Source organism: Nocardia sp. NPDC047654 (genome assembly GCF_043205035.1).
Lineage (GTDB): Bacteria > Actinomycetota > Actinomycetes > Mycobacteriales > Mycobacteriaceae > Nocardia.
On the sequence record NZ_JBIDDF010000001.1, the window covers coordinates 308,523 to 325,691 of the forward strand.

Consider the following 17,169-nt stretch of genomic DNA (forward strand, 5'->3'; position numbering starts at 1 on the left):
GTGCCGGTGCGCACCCGGTAGCGTGGCCTGCCATGGCCGAATTCGTGACCCTGGAGCTGCCCGAGGGCGATGCCGCGCGCGGCGTGGCCGTCCTGCGGTTCGCCCGCCCGCCGATGAATCTGCTGAACGCGCAGCTGGTGCGGGAACTGGCCGAGGCGGCCGACGCCGTCGCCGCCGACCCGGGCGTTGCCGCGGTGGTCGTGTACGGCGACGAACGGGTGTTCTCAGCGGGTGACGACGTGGCCGAACTGTTCGGTCTCGGCAGTGATCAGGCCGCCGCGATGGCGGCCGACCTGCAGCAGGACCTCGGTTGCCTGGCCCGAATCCCGCAGCCCACGGTCGCGGCGATCAGCGGTTATTGCCTCGGCGGTGGGCTGGAGCTGGCGCTGGGCGCGGACCGCCGCGTCATCGGTGACAACGTCAAGCTGGGTCTGCCGCAGATCAAGACGGGCTTGATCCCACTCGCGGGCATCCGTCGGCTCGCCCTGCTGATCGGACCAGGCCCGGCCAAGGACCTCGTCTACACCGGTCGTTTCATCGAGCCGGACGAGGCGAAGGCGCTCGGCCTCGTCGACGAGGTCGTCGCGCCCGACGACGTGTACACGGCCGCGATGCGGTGGGCACGCCAGTTCACCGACGGTCCCGCCCGCGCGCTGGCCGCCGCCAAAACGGTCTTCGAAGCAGGTCCGCACGGCCTCGATCGCGCCCGTGGGGAGTGGTCGGCCCTGTTCACGACGGAAGATCGCCTGATAGGAACAGGTTCCTATCTGACCGACGGTCCGGGGTCGGCGGAATTCGTGGGGCGATAGCAGGCGTCAACTGCGGATTTGGGTAGGCTTGCCGACCATGACGGTACGTCCCGACGACCCCGCGCCGAACCCGCACGCCACCGAGGCAGAGGTCGAAGCAGCGCTCAAGGATACGAAGCTGGCCCAGGTTCTCTACCACGACTGGGAGGCCGAGACCTACGACGACAAATGGTCCATCTCCTATGACGAGCGCTGTATCGAGTACGCGCGCGGCCGGTTCGACTTGGCCGTGGGTCCCGCGCCACTGCCTTACGGCAAGGCGCTGGAACTGGGCTGCGGTACCGGCTTCTTCCTGCTGAACCTGATGCAGGCGGGCGTGGCGAAGTCCGGCTCGGTCACCGACCTGTCGCCGGGCATGGTCAAGGTCGCGCTGCGCAACGCGCAGCACCTCGGTCTGGACGTGGACGGCCGGGTCGCCGACGCGGAGACCATCCCCTACGACGACGACACCTTCGATCTGGTGGTCGGCCACGCGGTGCTGCACCACATCCCCGACGTCGAGCTGGCGCTCAAGGAATGCCTGCGCGTGCTCAAGCCGGGCGGCCGCTTCGTGTTCGCCGGTGAGCCGACCACGGTCGGCAACTTCTACGCGCGCTGGCTGGGCCGGATCACCTGGAAGGCCACCACCACGGTCACCAAGCTGCCGATGCTCAGCGACTGGCGGCGCCCGCAGGAGGAGCTGGACGAGTCCTCGCGCGCGGCGGCCCTGGAGGCGGTCGTCGACCTGCACACCTTCGATCCGCGCGCCCTGGAGGCGATGGCCCGCTCGGCGGGCGCCGTCGAGGTGGCCGCCAAGACCGAGGAGTTCGCGGCCGCGCTGTGGGGCTGGCCGGTGCGCACCTTCGAGGCGGCCGTGCCCGCCGAGAAGCTCACCTGGCGCTACCGGATGGCGATGTACCGCGCTTGGCTGGGGTTGAGCTGGGTGGACGAGAACGTCATGCGCCGTGTGGTGCCGCGCCAGTTCTTCTACAACGCCATGATCACCGGCGTGAAGCCGAACTCCGCCGGAAAGTAGTGGGCCGCGCTACCTCTCGCGACCGCATCGCCGACCTGGGCAGCGACCATGCTGCCCAGGTGAGACGGCCCGCGTCTGCGCGTCGGAACCCGGAGATGGGGCGCCACCGCAACGGTGACCGGACCAAGGCTCACGGGATCGCCACAGAAATTCGGGAACAGGTCGCCGTTGGGATCGCCCGCACCGGCAACCCGAGCCGGGCCGTCGCGACAACTCGGGTGACGGTCCCGACACCCGGACCCAGGCTGGTCGGCACGGTGCGGACAACTGCGGGTGCTCGGTAGTGGGCTACCGCTTCACCCGTGATGATGTCGGGTACCTCGGTAGCGCGATCGGCCGGGACGCGCTGGCCGAGGCGGATCGGCTGGCGCTCACCCCGGCGACGCACCTGCGGGATCTCGAGCTCGTGCGTCGCGCGCACGGCGACCGGGCGGCGGCCCTGATCGAGACCGTGCGATTGCGGCGCAGAGCCGCCGCGAAACTCCTCGACGCCGGGCAGTGGCTTCTCACCGACGACGCGCTTCAGCAGGCCACCCCGACGCTCGTGGCACGGCAGCGGGCCACCCGGCTGGCCGGGCGGACGGTGCACGACGTCACCTGCTCGATCGGAGCCGAACTCGTCGAGCTGGCCCGGGTGTGCCCGGCGGTGCTCGGCAGCGATCTGGACGAGGTGCGGCTGGCGATCGCCGCGCACAACCTGGGGGCGCACCGGCTCGGAGCGGGGGAGCGGGACTCCCTCACGTCCGCCGCCGGCCCCTCGGAGCTGACCAGGAATGTGATGCTGATCAGGGCGGATGCGCTGCGTCCGAGCAGTCGCGACACCGTGATCATCGCCGACCCGGCCCGGCGCGCCGATGGACGCCGCACGCACGACCCGGCCAAACTCCAACCGCCGCTGCCGGACCTGCTCGCGGCCTACGCCGCCCGTGATATCGCCGTGAAATGCGCTCCCGGTCTGGACTTCGACCGGCTCGACTGGTCCGGTGAGGTCGAGGTGGTCTCGCTCGACGGCTCGGTGCGTGAGGCGTGCCTGTGGTCTCCGGGGCTCACCGAGGCCGGAGTAACCCGTCGCGCGAGGGTGCTTTCGTCCAAGGGCGGCGGGTGGACCATCACCGATGCCGAACCCGACGTCATCGAGGAGCGCCCGCCGGGGCAGTGGATCATCGACCCGGACGGCGCCGTCGTGCGTGCCGGACTGGTCCGTCATTACGCCGCGAAACACGGCTTGTGGCAATTGGATCCGCGCATCGCCTATCTCACCGGAGACACCGTCCCCGAGGGGGTGCGTGGCTTCCGCATCCTCGACCGCATGGACTTCCGCGAGAAATCCCTTCGCGCCGAACTCCATCGCCGCGACTGCGGCCCTCTCGAAATCCTCACGCGAGGCGTGGATATCGACCCCGATGCGCTCCGTTCGCGCCTCAAACTCCGTGGCGCTCAACCGCACACGCTGGTGATCACACGAATCGGCCGTGCCGCGACGGTCTTCCTCTGTTCCACCCCGTGACGATCCGGCTGCGTCGCGCGCTACGCCGGGAGTTTCGCGACGACGAGTCTCGCCGCGGAGGCCCACCGTTGGTCTGTCGGCGGGGCGGACAGATTGCTGCCGACGAGAAAGACGCGGACGACGAACCGGTCGGTGAGGACCCAAGCTTGCGGGAACTCGGCCTTCGCTTCGATGAGGACCGATCGCCCGATCCCGGGGAGTTCGCGCGTGGTCGGACTCTTCAGCCGCGCGATGGTCGCCTCGGTCACCGAACCCTGTTGCGGCCGTATCACTTTGATCGATGCGGTGAAGGACAGAATCCCACCGGCGGTGAGGTGGTAGGTGCAGCTTCGGCCGTAGGAACCGTCGTCGCGCTTGGTCTTGGTGTCGTGCCCATCGCCGAGGCTCACCTGCGCCAGCGCACTGATTTCCGCCCCGCTCAGAACACACTCGTCATCGACGGCGTGTTCCTGGAACGGCTCGTCGGCGACCGGCGCCGGTGTGGTTGTCGCGGCCCGGCTCTGCGACGCTGCCACCGGACGCCCGTCGACCGTGCCGGCGCACGCCGCGGTAGCGATTCCATTCGCCACTTCGCGGTCCGGGTCAGCCGAAAACCCACACGGCGTACGAGCGGGTGAGAGAACCGACGGTGCTTACTTCTCCGGCGCGAACGCGAAGATCTCGCCGATGCGGGTGGCGACCACGACCTCGCCCTTCGCGCCGACCGACGTGCCGGTGGTGGCGCCCTTCGCGCCCGGCAGCACATCGGAGTCGACGGTGGCCCCGGTCTGCGTGTCGAAGGTGACGAGGTTCAGGCCGTCGCCGATCGCCGCGACGGCGTAGCCGGTGTCGCCCGCGGTCTGCGCCGCGGAGCCGCGCAGCGCCAGATCCTTGCGCTCCCAGACGGTTTCCACCGCGTCGCCGTTGTCACGCAGTCCGAGCAGGTAGCCGTCGTCGCCGGAGGGGATGATCAGGCCGTCGTCCGACACCGAGATGCCCCCGCGCGGCGTCCAGTCCAGCCGGTGGACCCACTTGGTTCGCCCGTCGGCGGTGTCCAAGGCGATCAGGCGGTTGTTGTTGTCGCCCACGTAGAGGGTGGCGCCGTCGGCGGACAGGGCCGGGCTGGTCGCGCTGCCGCCGAGCAGCAGTTCGGCGCTCCACTCCCGCACGAGCTTCTCGCCGGTGTAGCGCAACGCGACCACGGCCGCCGCGGGCCGCCCCGGCTGCCAGAGCGTCACGTAGAAGCGGCCACTGTCGGCGTCGACGGCGGAGGTGGTCGCGACGGGGCACTGCGGCCCGCCGGTGGCGCAGTCGTCCAGGCCCTGGCTCGCGTCGGGCCAGCTGAGGCCCGCGTGCACGAGGAAGTCCGGTTCGCCGAGCAACTGCACCGTCGGCACCGTCCGGTCGCCTGTCTGCCTCGACAGCACGTCGACCTGCCCGGATCGCGTGACGATCAGCAGCTTTCCGTCACCGGTGAACTGCACCGAGGCCGGTGTTCCCGCGACGGGCGTGGCCCACCGCGGCTGCCCCAGGTAGTTGAACGAGATCACCCGGCTGTCGTCGCCGACGTAGACGTTGGTCATCCCGTCGACCGACGAGGGCGCGGAGATCGCGCTCGGGCCCAAGGCGTTGCAGAACCGTTTGCGGCCGGTGGCCATCTGGAAGGAGAAGATCGAGCAGTTCTGCAGGCGGGTGGTGACGAACAGCTGACTGTCGGGCCCCAGCGTGATCGGCTGGGCGATCGGGCCGCCGACCGGCCGCTGCCAACTCAGCTCGAGCTCCCGCGATCCGGTGACCGGACCGGTGCCGCTGTTGTGGCCGTCGTGATAGGCGGCGGTCCAGCCTTTGCCGGTGCCGACGGTGATGTCGTCGTAATCGGTGCCGCACCCGGCCAATGCCAGCGCGCCGACCGCGGCCAGCGCGGCCGCGGCACGTTTCCGGGACGGTCGCCACATGGAAGTAGCCAGTACGCCGCCGCTTCGCACCTGCCGCACTCCTGTCGTCGTTGGCGTTCGCCGTCGCCGTCTCCGGCGCACGAGTCACTGTACGGGAGGCCCGCGCGCGGGTGAACGCGTCCCGGCGTTCTCGTCGCGGGTGCTCGTCGTGGTGCTCACCGCGGGCGATAGGCTCTATCCGTCGCCGCCGAGGCGCGCGACGGCCGGTAGGACCACGACAGGAGAACCGTTCGTGACGAGCATGTGGGGCGCACCGTTGCGCTCGCGCTGGCGGGGATCGCGCCGCCGGGATCCGCAGCAGGCGCGTTTCCTGACGCCGGCGTCGCTGCGCTGGGTGCTCGCGAACCGGGCGTACACGCCCTGGTATCTGGTGCGCTATTACCGGCTGTTCAAGTTCCGCCTGGCGAACCCGCACATCGTGCTGCGCGGCATGGTCTTCCTGGGCCGCCGCGTGGAAATCCACGCCACCCCCGAACTGGCCCGCATGGAGATCGGCCGCTGGGTGCACATCGGCGACGGCAACGCGATCCGCTGCCACGAGGGTTCGCTGCGCATCGGTGACAAGGTGGTGTTCGGCAAGGACAACGTCGTGAACACCTATCTCGACATCGAGATCGGGGAATCGACCTTGGTCGCCGACTGGTGCTACATCTGCGACTTCGACCACAAGATGGACGACATCAACGTTCCGATCAAGGACCAGGGGATCGTGAAGAGCCCGGTGCGCATCGGCCCCGACACCTGGATCGCCGCCAAGGTCACCGTGCTGCGCGAGACCAGCGTCGGCCGCGGCTGCGTGCTCGGCGCGCACGCCGTGGTCAAGGGTGAGATCCCGGACTACAGCATCGCCGTCGGCGCACCGGCCAAGGTCGTCAAGAACCGCAAGGCGGCCTGGGAGGCGGGCGCCGAACAGCGTGCGGAATACCTCGCCGCGCTCGAGGACATCGCCCGCAAGAAGAACGGGGCCACGCAGACCGCCTGACGGGTAGCCGGGCGAGTCACGGCGGCCTCACCTCAGGGCCGTCGAGGGTCTACGCAGTCGCGCCTGAGCGCCCGTTCATCCGCGGAGTTCGTCGCCCGAGCCGTGCGCGGCTGCCGCTGGAGGAGCGTCGCCTGCTCGGGTTCCCCACGCCCGCACCTCCGATCCGAGCGGAGACCCGAGGCTGCCCGTTCGAGGCCCTGATTCGTCGGTGCGGGCGAGTAGGTTCGGCGCTATGACTGCCTACGCCGCGCTGTTGCGCGGGATCATGCCGAGCAATCCGAACATGAGCAACGCCAAATTGCGCGGGGTTTTCGAATCGCTCGGCTTCGAAGGCGTCGGTTCGGTACTGGCCAGCGGCAATATCGTGTTCCACACCGCGGAGTCCGACGTGCCCGAGCTCGAGGATCGCATCCAGCAGGCGCTGATCCGGGAGCTGGGGATCGGCGGCGGCACGATCATCCGCAGCCACGACGAACTGCGTGCGCTACTCGATACCGACCCGTTCCACGGTCTGACCCACGGGCGGGGCACGTACCTGATCGCGACGTTCCTCAAGGACACCGCCGAGCCGCCGGCCAGCCTGCCCGAGCACCCCGATCCGCTCACCCGGGTCGTCGGCTACGACGAGGCCGCGCGCGCCTTCCTCGCGATCATCGACAACAGCGAGCCGGGCAAGACGCCGGACTTCATGGCGTGGCTGGAGAAGACGTACGGCAAGGACATCACCACTCGCACCTGGCTCACCGTCGAGCGCATCGTCAAGAAGCTCGCGGCCTAGCCGGGCCGGGATTACTTCGGATCGCGTTCCGGCAGCGGACGTTCCACGATCGAGGGGCGGCCCAGCGGGTTGCGCACCCGCCGCTTGGCCGAGTGGTACACCTGGGCGGTCTCCGCGGCCACCACGTCCCACGCGAAATCGGCGGTGAGCCGTTCGCGGGCGGCGTAGGCCCGCTGCTGCGCGGCGGCGGGGTCGTCGAGGGTGGCGCGGACCGCCTCGACCAAGCCGTCGACGTCCGCGGGCGCGAACGAGGCGCCGGTGACGCCGTCGATCACCGCCTCGCCCAGGCCGCCCGCCGTCGAGGTGATCAGCGGGGTGCCCGCCGCGGCCGCCTCGAGCGCGACGATGCCGAAGGGTTCGTACCGGCTGGGCAGCACGATCGCGTCGGCGCCGTGCAGCCAGCCGAGCAGTTCGGAGTGGTCGAGCTGACCGGCGAAGGTCACCGCACGGGCCACGCGGTGCACCCGGGCGCGCTCGCGCAACCACTCGAACTGGGTGCCGACGCCCGCGACGGTCAGGGTGGTGCCGGGATGGGCGCGGCGGATGCGAGGCAGAGCGGCGATCGCGTCCTGCACGCCCTTCTCGTACTCGAGCCTGCCCACGTACAGCAACCGGGGCGGACCGCTGCGCGGCGAGCGCGGGCGGAAGGTCCACGCGCCCACATCGATTCCGTTGCGGATCACCGTCATCGGGATCCGCTCCGGACCGTAGAGCCGTTCGACCTCGTCCTGCATGGACGACGAACAGGTGATCAGCGCGTCGGACTCGTTGGCAAGCCACCACTCCACCGAGTGCACCTGCTTGTTGACCTTGCCCGCGACCCAGCCGCTGTGCCGGCCCGCCTCGGTGGCGTGGATGGTCGACACCAGCGGTACGTCGTAGTACTCGGCCAGGGCGATGCCGGGGTGGGCGACCAGCCAGTCGTGCGCGTGCACCACGTCGGGCGTCCAGCCGTCCCCGATGCCCGGCTTGCCGAGCGCGACGCCCGCGCGCACCATCGCGTGTCCCATGGCCAATGTCCAGGCGAGCATGTCCTCGCCGAAGTCGAAGACCGGCGGGTCCTCCGCGACCGCCACCACCAGCACGCCGTCGGCGATGTAGGAGTGCGTGGGATGGGTAGCGGCGTCGGTGCCGGAGGGGCGCCGGGACAGCACGACCACCTCGTGACCGGCCGCGGCCAGTTCGACGGCGAGGTGATGCACGTGCCTGCCGAGCCCGCCCACCACAACCGGCGGGTACTCCCACGACACCATCAAAATCTTCATGCAAGTCCTTCTGCGGCCGAGCCCGGGTCCGCCGGAACCGGCCCGTGGTCCGCGGTGGCGGAGCCCGGTCCTGGCACGGCGGCGGATACTGCCCCGGTGGCGCTGGGTACGGACCCCGCGGAGGTGAGTCGTCGCGCGTCCACGCCGGGGAAGAGTCCGTCAGCTGCCCCCCATCCTGCCGCCAACTGCCGTGCTTTCGCGAGTTGGCCCGCCCCGACGGCCGCGGCGATTTCCCGGACCGCGTGGGCGTGCCGGTGCGCCCGGTCGCGCGCGTAACCCGCGGCGGAGTCCTTGCTCACCATGAACGCCCAGTCGCTGGAGACGGTGAGGATCGCCTCGCGCAGCAGTTGATCGGCGACGTGATCGCGCAGCCCGAGTGCGCCGCCCTGCGCGGCGCGCATCTTGTCGATGGTGTCCAGGGTCAGCCGTACGATGTCGTCGTTGAGCTCGACCAGATCACGCACCTGCTCGCCTGCCCACACCCGCCAGTCCTTGCCCGAACCCCAGGACGAGTCGGTCAGTGGAACCGGTTCGCCCAGGTAGCCGCGTGTTCGCGCGTCGGCCAGGGTGCCCACCGTGACGCCCGCTTCCGGCAGCGCGCGCAACACCTGCGCCAGCCACTGCGGACCCTCGTGCCACCAGTGGCCGAACAGTTCGGTGTCGAACGCGGCGACGACCAGGGCGGGCCGGCCGATCCGGTCGGACTCGGCGATCAACCGTTCGCGCACGGTCCGCACGAAGTCGTCCACGTCCCGCGCCACGGCCGCGACGGCCAGTTCCGGATCGTAGGGAGCCTTGTCCGGGCCTGCCACGGTCTTGCCGGTGACCCGCGCGGGTTTGAGACCCGTCGCATGGTCATAGTGATGAAAGTCACGGTAGGCGCCGTGGCCCGGGTAGCCGGATTTCGGGGACCAGACCCGGTAACTCACCTGCAGATCGCGGCCGAACGCGACCACGTCGGAATCCCGCACCGGACGTCCGAGCGTCGTGTCGCCGCGCAGCGCGGGACCGTCGACCATGAAATGCGTCACACCGGCGTCGGCGTAGCCGACCTCCATACCGGGCGTGTATCCGCATTCCGGCGCCCAGATGCCCGTCGGTGTGTGACCCCAGCGGTGCCGTGCGTCGGCGAGGCCCTCGGTGAGCTGGAACCGGCGCATCCGCGGATCCAGCAGCGGCTGGAACGGGTGGGCCAGCGGGCCGCCGAGCAGTTCGATGGTCTCCGCGTCGATGAGCGCCCGCCAGACCGGCGCCGCGCCGTGCCGCCAGTGCTGTTCGAACTCGGCCAGGGCGGCGGCGGCCAGCCGATGTTCGTGCCTGCCCAGCGCGACATTGCCCGCCATGGCGGCTTCGTCGGCGCGCAGCTGCCAGTTGCCCAGCCAGTGGTGCATGCCCGCCAGGCAGTGCGGGTCGTCCAGCTGGGCCGCGAGCACCGGCGTGATGCCGAGGCTGAGCAGATGCGAACGTCCTTCGGCCGCAAGGGTTCGCAGTACCTCGACGAGGGGCAGGTAGGACGCTGCCCAGGACTGGTAGAGCCATTCCTCGCCGACCGGCCAGCGGCCGTGATGGGCCAGCCAGGGCAGGTGGGAGTGCAGGACCAAGGTGAACTGGCCCGGCACCGGGCTTGCGGCGTGCCCGCCGGGCACGGTACTGCGATCGGTCAAGGCTTCACCGCGATGGCGACCAGATCCAGACTCGCGTCGATGTCCGCGGCGACCAGCGCGAAATCGTCCACCGTGACGCTCGCGACGTCCGCGGTCAGTTCCGCCGGCCACGGTTCGCCCGCCAGCGCCCGTTCGATCTGCGCGTCGATGAACGACCCGCCGTGCTTGGCGTCCAACGCTTTCAGGCCGGGACCGTGGTGCACGCCGATCATCTGCGCGACTTCGAAACCGGCGTCGACCAGCAATTCGGTCAGCTCGGCCGCGTTCAGTTCCCTGGTGTGGAACGGGTTGAGCGGAGTGTCGCGACCGGGGGAGAAGGTGATCCGGTTGGGCGTGCTGATCAGCAGCTCGCCGCCGGGACGCAGCACCCGCAGGCACTCGCGCAGGAACTGGGACTGGTCCCAAAGGTGTTCGATCACTTGGAAGTTCACCACGACGTCGACCGAGGCGTCCTCCAGCGGCAGTTCGGCGAGGTTGCCCTGGATCATCTCCACGCGGGGGTAGCGCGCGCGCACGTGCTCGACGGCGCTGGTGTCGTAGTCCACGCCGATCACCTTGGTGGCCACGCCCGCGATCATGTCCGCGCCGTAGCCCTCGCCGGAACCCGCCTCCAGCACGGTCTTTCCGGCACAGCGGTCCAGCAGGCGGGCGTAGGCGATCTCGTGCCTGCGGAACCAGTAGTTCTCCTCGGCGATGCCGGGAACGGTGCGCTCGCCGGTCAGCGGCAGTGGTTCGACGGCGCCGACGGCGGCCTCGGTGTCCACGGAGATGCCGGACGGGTCGCCCACTGCGGCAGGGATCACAGCCTCGCTCATCACTCCGACGTTACTGGCACCGCATCCGCGGGAAACACCCCACCCGGTCGGCCCGGAAGGGCGGCTCGGGCAGGCCGGACCCGGGGTCGCCGAACCGGGGCACTGTAACGCGTGGTACCCACTTGTGAGAGAGAAGCCACTAAGTTACCCACGGGTAACTTAACGTAAGGTAATGTCACGGCCTGAGCCACCCACCCGGGCGTACGGCGCAGCTCGTGCGACCACCATTTACGTGTAACCAGAACAGGAGGTCGACGAAGACCGATGCCGAACATCGTCGTACTCATCAAGCAGGTTCCCGACACATGGTCGGAGCGCAAACTCACCGACGGTGACTACACGCTCGATCGCGAGGCCGCCGACGCCGTCCTCGACGAGATCAACGAGCGTGCCGTCGAAGAAGCGCTGCTGATCAAGGAAGCCCAGGGCGGTGAGGTCACCGTGCTGGCCGCCGGTCCCGACCGCGCCACCGAGGCCATTCGCAAGGCGCTGTCCATGGGCGCCGACAAGGCCATCCACATCAACGACCCGGCCATCCACGGCTCCGACGCCGTGCAGACGGCCTGGGTGCTGGCCAGTGCGCTCGGCCAGGTCGAGGGTGTCGAGCTGGTCATCGCGGGCAACGAGGCCACCGACGGTCGCGCCGGCGCCGTGCCCGCGATCATCGCCGAATACCTCGGCCTCCCGCAGCTGACGCACCTGCGCAAGCTGACCGTCGACGGTGACAAGATCACCGGCGAGCGCGAGACCGACGACGGCGTGTTCAAGCTGGAGGCCTCCCTCCCGGCCATCGTCAGCGTCACCGAGAAGATCAACGAGCCGCGCTTCCCGTCCTTCAAGGGCATCATGGCCGCGAAGAAGAAGGAAGTGCAGACCTTCACGCTGGCCGATCTGGGCGTCGACCCGTCGACCGTGGGCGTCGCGAACGCGGGCTCCACCGTCACCGCGGCCACGCCGAAGCCTCCGCGCACCGCGGGCGAGAAGATCGCGGACGAGGGCGACGGCGGCAGCAAGATCGCTCAGTACCTGATCGGCCAGAAGATCATCTGATCTCGGTAGCGCCTGCAGACTTCCTAGGAGAGAACAAATGGCTGAAGTACTCGTGCTCGTCGAGCACGCCGAGGGTGCGATCAAGAAGGTCAGCACCGAACTGCTCACCGCGGCTCGCGCTCTCGGCGAGCCCGCCGCCGTCGTGCTCGGCACGGCTGGCACCGGCGAGAAGCTCGCCGACGCGCTGGCCGCCGCGGGCGCCGAGAAGATCTACATCGCCGAGTCCGACGATGTGGAGAACTACCTGGTGACCCCGAAGGTCGACGTGCTGGCCGCGCTGACCGAGTCGGTCTCGCCCGCCGCCGTGATCGTCGCCGCCACCGCCGAAGGCAAGGAGGTGTCGGGTCGCCTGGCCGCCCGCATCGGCTCCGGCCTGCTGGTCGACGTCATCGACGTGAAGTCCGACGGCACCGCGGTGCACTCCATCTTCGGTGGCGCGTTCACCGTCGACGCCAAGGTCACCGGCGATGTTCCGGTGATCTCGGTCCGTCCGGGCGCCGTCGAGGCCTCGGCGCAGGCCGGCGCGGGCGAGAAGGTGACCGTCGAGGTGCCCGCGCAGGAAGACGGCGTGGTCAAGGTGACCTCGCGGGAGCCGGTCGTGGCCGGTGACCGTCCGGAACTCACCGAGGCGGGCATCGTGGTCTCCGGTGGCCGCGGCGTCGGCTCCGCCGACAACTTCTCGGTCGTCGAGGCACTGGCCGATTCGCTCGGCGCGGCGGTCGGCGCTTCGCGCGCCGCCGTCGACTCGGGCTACTACCCGGGCCAGTTCCAGGTCGGCCAGACCGGTAAGACGGTCTCGCCGCAGCTGTACATCGCCCTCGGCATCTCCGGCGCGATCCAGCACCGCGCGGGCATGCAGACCTCGAAGACCATCGTCGCGGTCAACAAGGACGAAGAGGCGCCGATCTTCGAGATCGCCGACTACGGCATCGTGGGCGACCTGTTCAACGTCGCCCCGCAGCTGACCGAAGCGGTCAAGTCGCACAAGGGCTGACACGCTCGGAGTGATCGAAAGTGGCCCCGACCGAATGGTCGGGGCCACTTTTCGTTTTCTGAGTTATCTACACCGCGAACACTGACGTCGGGGTGTGAAGTACTCCGCCAGGTGGCTGATCGATCGAACGCCGCGCCGCAGCTGACCGAAGCGGTCAAGGCGCACCAGGACTGATCCGCGGCACGCCGTCGAACGGCCCGAACTTCGTCTCCGGGGCCGTTCGAATTCCTAGGCATCCCGTTGGCTGCGTGAGTGTAGTGGTTCGGAAAATATCGCCGCGACATGGTGACAATTCTCGAGGTGCGTCGGACGGAATTCGTGATCGATGCGAATGAAATTCCGCCGCAATCGATTTCGCGTCGAAACCACAGCTCCCGGACGTACACTCGGCCGGTGAGCATCCCAACGGAACCGATCGGTAGCATCCCTCGACCTCACGATCTGCTGGCCGCTATGGCCAACGATTCCGGCGACGCCGCCGCACTCGCCGAACTCCAGCGCAGCGCGGTCGCCGAGACCGTCCGCCGTCTGGAGGAACTCGGCTCTCCCGTCGTCACCGACGGCGAGCAGTCCAAGCCGAGCTTCGCCACCTATCCGATCGCCGGGCTGGACAATTTGGCCCCGGACGGGGCGGTCATCCCGTTCGCCGACGGGCACCAAAGACAGCTTCCCCGGCTGGCCTCCGGCCCGTTCCGTTATGCCGCGCACGCGGCGGACTATCTGCGCGACGCACAGCAGTACGCCACCGTTCCGGTGAAGCAGGCCGTCATCGCGCCGTCGGCGCTGAGCCTGCTGTATCCGGCCGAGGGCATCGAGGGTTATCCGCGCGAGCAGTTCCTCGCCGATCTCGCGGACGCGGCCGAGGCCGACATCCGCGGCTGTCTGGAGGCGGGGGCGCACCTGGTGCAGCTCGACTTCACCGAAGGGCGGCTCTCGCTGAAGCTGGATCCCAGCGGCGGTGTGCTCGACCAGTTCATCGAGCTGAACAACACTGTGCTCGACCGGTTCTCGGACGAGGAGCGGGCCAGGATCGGCGTGCACACCTGCCCTGGCGGCGACCAGGACTCCACGCACAGCCTGGACGTGGACTACGTCGATTTGCTGCCGAAGTTGCTGCAACTGCGAGTGGGCGCGTTCTACCTCCAGTTCGCCAGCGAGCCCGACCCGGAGAAGGTGCTGGCCGTGGTCGCCGAACACCTGCCCGCCACGGCGCGCGTGTTCATCGGCGTCACCGACCCGATCGATCCGCAGGTCGAGACACCCGAACAGGTGCGTGACCGGGTGCTGCTCGCCGCTCGCTTCCTGCCGGTCGAACGGTTGGGCACCTGCGACGACTGCGGTTTCTCGCCGTTCGCCGACGACACCTCCACCTCACGGGAGACCGCGTTCGCAAAGATCCGTGCGCGCATCGAGGGCACGGCGCTGGCGGCCACGGAATTGGGTGTCTGATTCGCGCACCTGGACTCGGTTGAACGGCCCCGGCAACCCCTCGGGGCCGTTCTCGATCGGGTGGGCAGGCTCGGAATGAGATGCCGCCGACGCACAATGGGGTCGGCAGCAGTTCACGGGCTCGCGCGAGGTCGATCGATCCGCTCGAGCCGTGAGCACCGTTCCGGTTCACCGGAATCACGGAATTCTCGACGACATCGCAGCGCAAGGACCGAACCCGATCGGAATCGGATTCACTCCGCTTCCCTGAGCGTTGTGCGAGCACGCTGCCCCGCTCGATCGACTCGGCATCGATCGTCGCTGTGGACCATGTCGCCGGTTCCGTAACCGGAGCAGGGGACCGCTCGCCGCCGACGTCTCGCGGCGATGAACGGCCCGCTGACGAATGATCGTGCTCAGCAGCGGTGCAGCGCCAAGAGCAGGGTGTCCAGGATCGGTGATCGCCGGGCGTCGGCGCGCAGGACCGCTGACACGGGGATGCGCAGTTTGGACTCGGCCAGCCGCAGCACCACCAGTCCTTCGGTGGTGCTCTCGGCGTACAGGACCGTCCACGCGTCGGGCCGGTTGATCAACTCCATCGTCGCCGTATGATCGGGCGGGATCGGCGGTCCGAACGTGGGGCCGGTGGGCAGTTCGGCGAAGGCGTTGCGGATCACGGTGTGCAGCAGGACTTGTTCCTGCTCTGGCGGCAGAAGCAGCGGGTACGAACTCAGGTCCGCCAGGGTCACCGTGTCTTTGGTCGCCAGCGGATGCGCGCTGGAGGTGGCGATCACGAGGTCCTCGACCCAGAGTTGCTCCACCACGAGGCCCGGCTGGTCGACGCGGCCGCGAATGAGCGCCAGATCACAGTCCCCGTCGGCCACCGCGGTGATGCGCTGACGGAAGGGTTTGATCACGAACTCGATCTCCGCCTCCGGATGCGCGGCGCGCGCTCCCGCGATGGCCGACAGCGAGCGGGTGGCGAAGGACATGTTCGCGGCCAGCCGGATGCGCGGCCCCACCGTTCGCACGGCGGCCCGGATCGCCGATTCCAGGCTCAGCATCTGTTTCGCCAGGGGAAGTAGCCGGGCGGTCGCGTCGGTGGGGACGACCGAGCGGGTCGAGCGCTCGAACAGTTGCACGCCGAGGTCGCGCTCGAGCCGGGAGATCTGGTGGCTGATCGCCGACTGCGAGATGAAGCACCGCGCCGCGGCGCCGCTGAAGCTGAGCTCCTCGCACACCGCGACGAAGTAGGTGAGCTGCCGAAGTTCCACAGCGACCTCCTATTAATTACGAATCGAGATAAGACTCATCTGAATTATGCGCCCACACACCTGAAATATCCGTCCTCCGGATCGCGGTTGGTAATGAGAGAAGGAGGCTGTCATGCAGTACGTGGAAGCGGGAATCGAAACCGCGGGTGTCGTCATTGTCGGATCGGGGTTCGGCGGGCTCGCCGCCGCCAAGCAGCTGGCCAAGTCGGGGGTGGACTATGTGCTGATCTCCAGCACGCCCGAGCATCTGTTCCAACCGCTGTTGTACCAGGTAGCGACCGGTGTGCTCGCATCGGATGAGATCGCGCCGCCGATCGCGGGCATTCTGCGCCGCCATCGCGAGGCGGACGTGCGCCTTGGCACGGTGGTCGACATCGATCCCGACCGGGCCGTCCTCACCTACGAGCACGAGGGCGAGCGCCACCGCATCCGTTACGGCTCGCTGATCGCGGCCACCGGGGCCAGCCAGTCCTACTTCGGCCGGGACGATTTCGCCGAGAAGACCTTCTCGCTCAAGACCATCGATGACGCGCGGCGGCTGCGCGCGCAGATCCAGCGCGTCTTCACCGAAGCCGCGCAGGCCGACGAGCAGACCAGGCGCAGGCTGCTGAGCTTCGTCGTGGTCGGTGCCGGGGCGACCGGCGTCGAGGTGGCGGGACAGCTGAAGGAGCTGGCGAAACGGTATTACCATCAGGAGGTTTCGGTCACGCTCGTGGAGGGCGCGGGCGAGGTGCTTCCGCCGTTCGGGGGCGGGCTGTCGGAGTACGCGAAGAAGTCGCTCACGCGCAGCGGCGTGGATGTGCTGCTCGGCACCTTCGTCACCGACATCGAGCACGGCAAGGTCACGGTCAAGGGCGCCGACGGCGTCGAGCACGGCATCGCGGCGGAGACGGTGGTCTGGTCGGCGGGCGTGCAGGCGGGCGGGTTCGCGAAGATCCTGGCCGAGGCCACGGGCGTGGCGACCGACCGGGCGGGCCGGCTGCTGATCAACCCGGACCTCACCGTCGGCGGTTACGCCGACATCTACGCCATCGGCGACATGACCTCGCTCAACGGCTACCCCGGCCAGTCTCCGGTCGCCATGCAGGAGGGCAGGCACGCCGCCGACATCATCCGCCGCAAGAAGCAGCCCGGCACCCCGTTCACCTACTGGGACAAGGGCAGCATGGCGGTGATCAGCCGGTTCAGCGCCGTGACGAAGCTCAACGAGCGCATCACCTTCCGTGGCGTCGTCGCCTGGGTCATATGGCTCGCGGTGCACTTGTTCTATCTGGTCGGCTTCCGCAACCGCTTCGCGGCGGTCGCCTCGTGGTTGGTCGCGTTCATCGGCACCGGACGTCCCGGTTTCGCCGAAGAGGAGACGACCGCGCCGACGGTACGCGCGTCGGAAAGCCGCGCGGCCTGAGTACTTCCCGCACCTGACGAATCGCGCTGCTTCCAGCCGGAAGCGGCGCGATGCCCGGTGTGCGGCGTGCCGGCCGAAAACGGCGACCCGCGCGACAAACCGCATGTCGGAAGCGTTTGCGATGCCGATGGACGAACACGGTGGAACCGTTCGGTGAACGCTCGGTGTGACCGCCGTCTCGTTAACCCAACCGGCATCGCGGCGACACTTCGAGGTCGCTGAGGCGCATTGTCGGACTGGCTTCATCAT

The 17,169-nt window shown here is 69.0% G+C and carries 15 protein-coding genes; 9 read left to right on the forward strand and 6 right to left on the reverse strand.

All coding sequences use genetic code 11. The annotated features are described in order from the left end of the window. The first annotated feature begins 32 nt into the window (after positions 1–32). From ACGF7Y_RS01410 to ACGF7Y_RS01420, 3 genes are all read left to right on the forward strand, one after another. Positions 33–809 (forward strand): enoyl-CoA hydratase-related protein, encoded by a 777-nt coding sequence (locus ACGF7Y_RS01410; RefSeq protein WP_393228158.1) that lies wholly within the window; start codon positions 33–35, stop codon positions 807–809. A 37-nt stretch (positions 810–846) separates the two neighbouring features. Then, the gene (locus ACGF7Y_RS01415) at positions 847–1,824 is read left to right on the forward strand and encodes a methyltransferase domain-containing protein (RefSeq protein WP_393228160.1); all 978 of its coding nucleotides are present in this window, start codon (positions 847–849) and stop codon (positions 1,822–1,824) included. A 283-nt stretch (positions 1,825–2,107) separates the two neighbouring features. Then, entirely contained in the window at positions 2,108–3,331 is a 1,224-nt protein-coding gene (locus tag ACGF7Y_RS01420) for a class I SAM-dependent methyltransferase (RefSeq protein WP_393228162.1), read from the forward strand. A gap of 20 nt (positions 3,332–3,351) precedes the next feature. On the opposite strand, the gene ACGF7Y_RS01425 is transcribed toward ACGF7Y_RS01420, so the two are convergent. Both ACGF7Y_RS01425 and ACGF7Y_RS01430 read right to left on the reverse strand, forming a co-directional pair. Beyond that, complete coding sequence (locus ACGF7Y_RS01425) at positions 3,352–3,900, reverse strand: hypothetical protein (protein WP_393228164.1); 549 nt, start codon at positions 3,898–3,900, stop codon at positions 3,352–3,354. A gap of 63 nt (positions 3,901–3,963) precedes the next feature. Then, complete coding sequence (locus ACGF7Y_RS01430) at positions 3,964–5,265, reverse strand: PQQ-binding-like beta-propeller repeat protein (protein WP_393228166.1); 1,302 nt, start codon at positions 5,263–5,265, stop codon at positions 3,964–3,966. A 232-nt stretch (positions 5,266–5,497) separates the two neighbouring features. Here ACGF7Y_RS01430 and ACGF7Y_RS01435 point away from each other — a divergent pair, with 232 nt between their 5' ends. Continuing rightward, positions 5,498–6,247 (forward strand): acyltransferase, encoded by a 750-nt coding sequence (locus tag ACGF7Y_RS01435; RefSeq protein WP_063048586.1) that lies wholly within the window; start codon positions 5,498–5,500, stop codon positions 6,245–6,247. A gap of 232 nt (positions 6,248–6,479) precedes the next feature. Continuing rightward, positions 6,480–7,025 (forward strand): DUF1697 domain-containing protein, encoded by a 546-nt coding sequence (locus ACGF7Y_RS01440; RefSeq protein ID WP_393228168.1) that lies wholly within the window; start codon positions 6,480–6,482, stop codon positions 7,023–7,025. An 11-nt stretch (positions 7,026–7,036) separates the two neighbouring features. Here ACGF7Y_RS01440 and ACGF7Y_RS01445 read toward each other — a convergent pair whose 3' ends face one another. The 3 genes from ACGF7Y_RS01445 to ACGF7Y_RS01455 are packed head-to-tail and all read right to left on the reverse strand — an operon-like array spanning position 7,037 to position 10,769. Then, positions 7,037–8,290: a glycosyltransferase family 4 protein gene (locus ACGF7Y_RS01445; RefSeq protein ID WP_062969569.1), complete on the reverse strand. Its 1,254-nt coding sequence runs from the start codon at positions 8,288–8,290 to the stop codon at positions 7,037–7,039. Next, complete coding sequence (locus tag ACGF7Y_RS01450) at positions 8,287–9,954, reverse strand: 1,4-alpha-glucan branching protein domain-containing protein (RefSeq protein ID WP_393228171.1); 1,668 nt, start codon at positions 9,952–9,954, stop codon at positions 8,287–8,289. The genes ACGF7Y_RS01445 and ACGF7Y_RS01450 overlap by 4 nt, the downstream gene beginning before the upstream one ends. Further along, entirely contained in the window at positions 9,951–10,769 is an 819-nt protein-coding gene (locus tag ACGF7Y_RS01455) for a class I SAM-dependent methyltransferase (protein WP_393228173.1), read from the reverse strand. The genes ACGF7Y_RS01450 and ACGF7Y_RS01455 overlap by 4 nt, the downstream gene beginning before the upstream one ends. Positions 10,770–11,033: 264 nt before the next feature. Between ACGF7Y_RS01455 and ACGF7Y_RS01460 the strand changes: the two genes are divergently transcribed. The 3 genes from ACGF7Y_RS01460 to ACGF7Y_RS01470 all read left to right on the forward strand — a co-directional run bounded on the left by ACGF7Y_RS01460 (position 11,034) and on the right by ACGF7Y_RS01470 (position 14,262). Then, positions 11,034–11,819, forward strand: coding sequence for an electron transfer flavoprotein subunit beta/FixA family protein (locus ACGF7Y_RS01460; RefSeq protein WP_393228175.1), 786 nt, complete (start codon positions 11,034–11,036; stop codon positions 11,817–11,819). Between the two features lie 37 nt (positions 11,820–11,856). Then, on the forward strand, positions 11,857–12,813 hold the full coding sequence (locus ACGF7Y_RS01465) for an electron transfer flavoprotein subunit alpha/FixB family protein (protein ID WP_040868613.1): 957 nt from the start codon (positions 11,857–11,859) through the stop codon (positions 12,811–12,813). A gap of 393 nt (positions 12,814–13,206) precedes the next feature. Continuing rightward, a complete protein-coding gene (locus ACGF7Y_RS01470; RefSeq protein WP_393228177.1) occupies positions 13,207–14,262 on the forward strand; it encodes a 5-methyltetrahydropteroyltriglutamate--homocysteine methyltransferase in 1,056 nt (351 codons plus the stop codon). A gap of 395 nt (positions 14,263–14,657) precedes the next feature. Here ACGF7Y_RS01470 and ACGF7Y_RS01475 read toward each other — a convergent pair whose 3' ends face one another. Beyond that, positions 14,658–15,515, reverse strand: coding sequence for a LysR substrate-binding domain-containing protein (locus ACGF7Y_RS01475; RefSeq protein ID WP_393228179.1), 858 nt, complete (start codon positions 15,513–15,515; stop codon positions 14,658–14,660). Between the two features lie 112 nt (positions 15,516–15,627). Here ACGF7Y_RS01475 and ACGF7Y_RS01480 point away from each other — a divergent pair, with 112 nt between their 5' ends. Beyond that, positions 15,628–16,920 carry an NAD(P)/FAD-dependent oxidoreductase gene (locus tag ACGF7Y_RS01480; protein WP_393228181.1) on the forward strand — a complete coding sequence of 431 codons (1,293 nt, stop codon included), beginning with the start codon at positions 15,628–15,630 and terminating at the stop codon, positions 16,918–16,920. The last annotated feature ends 249 nt before the right edge of the window (positions 16,921–17,169 follow it).

Coding starts and splice junctions, on each gene's coding strand:
- ACGF7Y_RS01455 (WP_393228173.1), bottom strand. CDS start 10,769: ATGAGCGAGGCTGTGATCCCTGCCGCAGTGGGCGACCCGTCCGGCATC.
- ACGF7Y_RS01445 (WP_062969569.1), bottom strand. CDS start 8,290: ATGAAGATTTTGATGGTGTCGTGGGAGTACCCGCCGGTTGTGGTGGGC.
- ACGF7Y_RS01465 (WP_040868613.1), top strand. CDS start 11,857: ATGGCTGAAGTACTCGTGCTCGTCGAGCACGCCGAGGGTGCGATCAAG.
- ACGF7Y_RS01460 (WP_393228175.1), top strand. CDS start 11,034: ATGCCGAACATCGTCGTACTCATCAAGCAGGTTCCCGACACATGGTCG.
- ACGF7Y_RS01440 (WP_393228168.1), top strand. CDS start 6,480: ATGACTGCCTACGCCGCGCTGTTGCGCGGGATCATGCCGAGCAATCCG.
- ACGF7Y_RS01415 (WP_393228160.1), top strand. CDS start 847: ATGACGGTACGTCCCGACGACCCCGCGCCGAACCCGCACGCCACCGAG.
- ACGF7Y_RS01480 (WP_393228181.1), top strand. CDS start 15,628: ATGCAGTACGTGGAAGCGGGAATCGAAACCGCGGGTGTCGTCATTGTC.
- ACGF7Y_RS01410 (WP_393228158.1), top strand. CDS start 33: ATGGCCGAATTCGTGACCCTGGAGCTGCCCGAGGGCGATGCCGCGCGC.
- ACGF7Y_RS01430 (WP_393228166.1), bottom strand. CDS start 5,265: ATGTGGCGACCGTCCCGGAAACGTGCCGCGGCCGCGCTGGCCGCGGTC.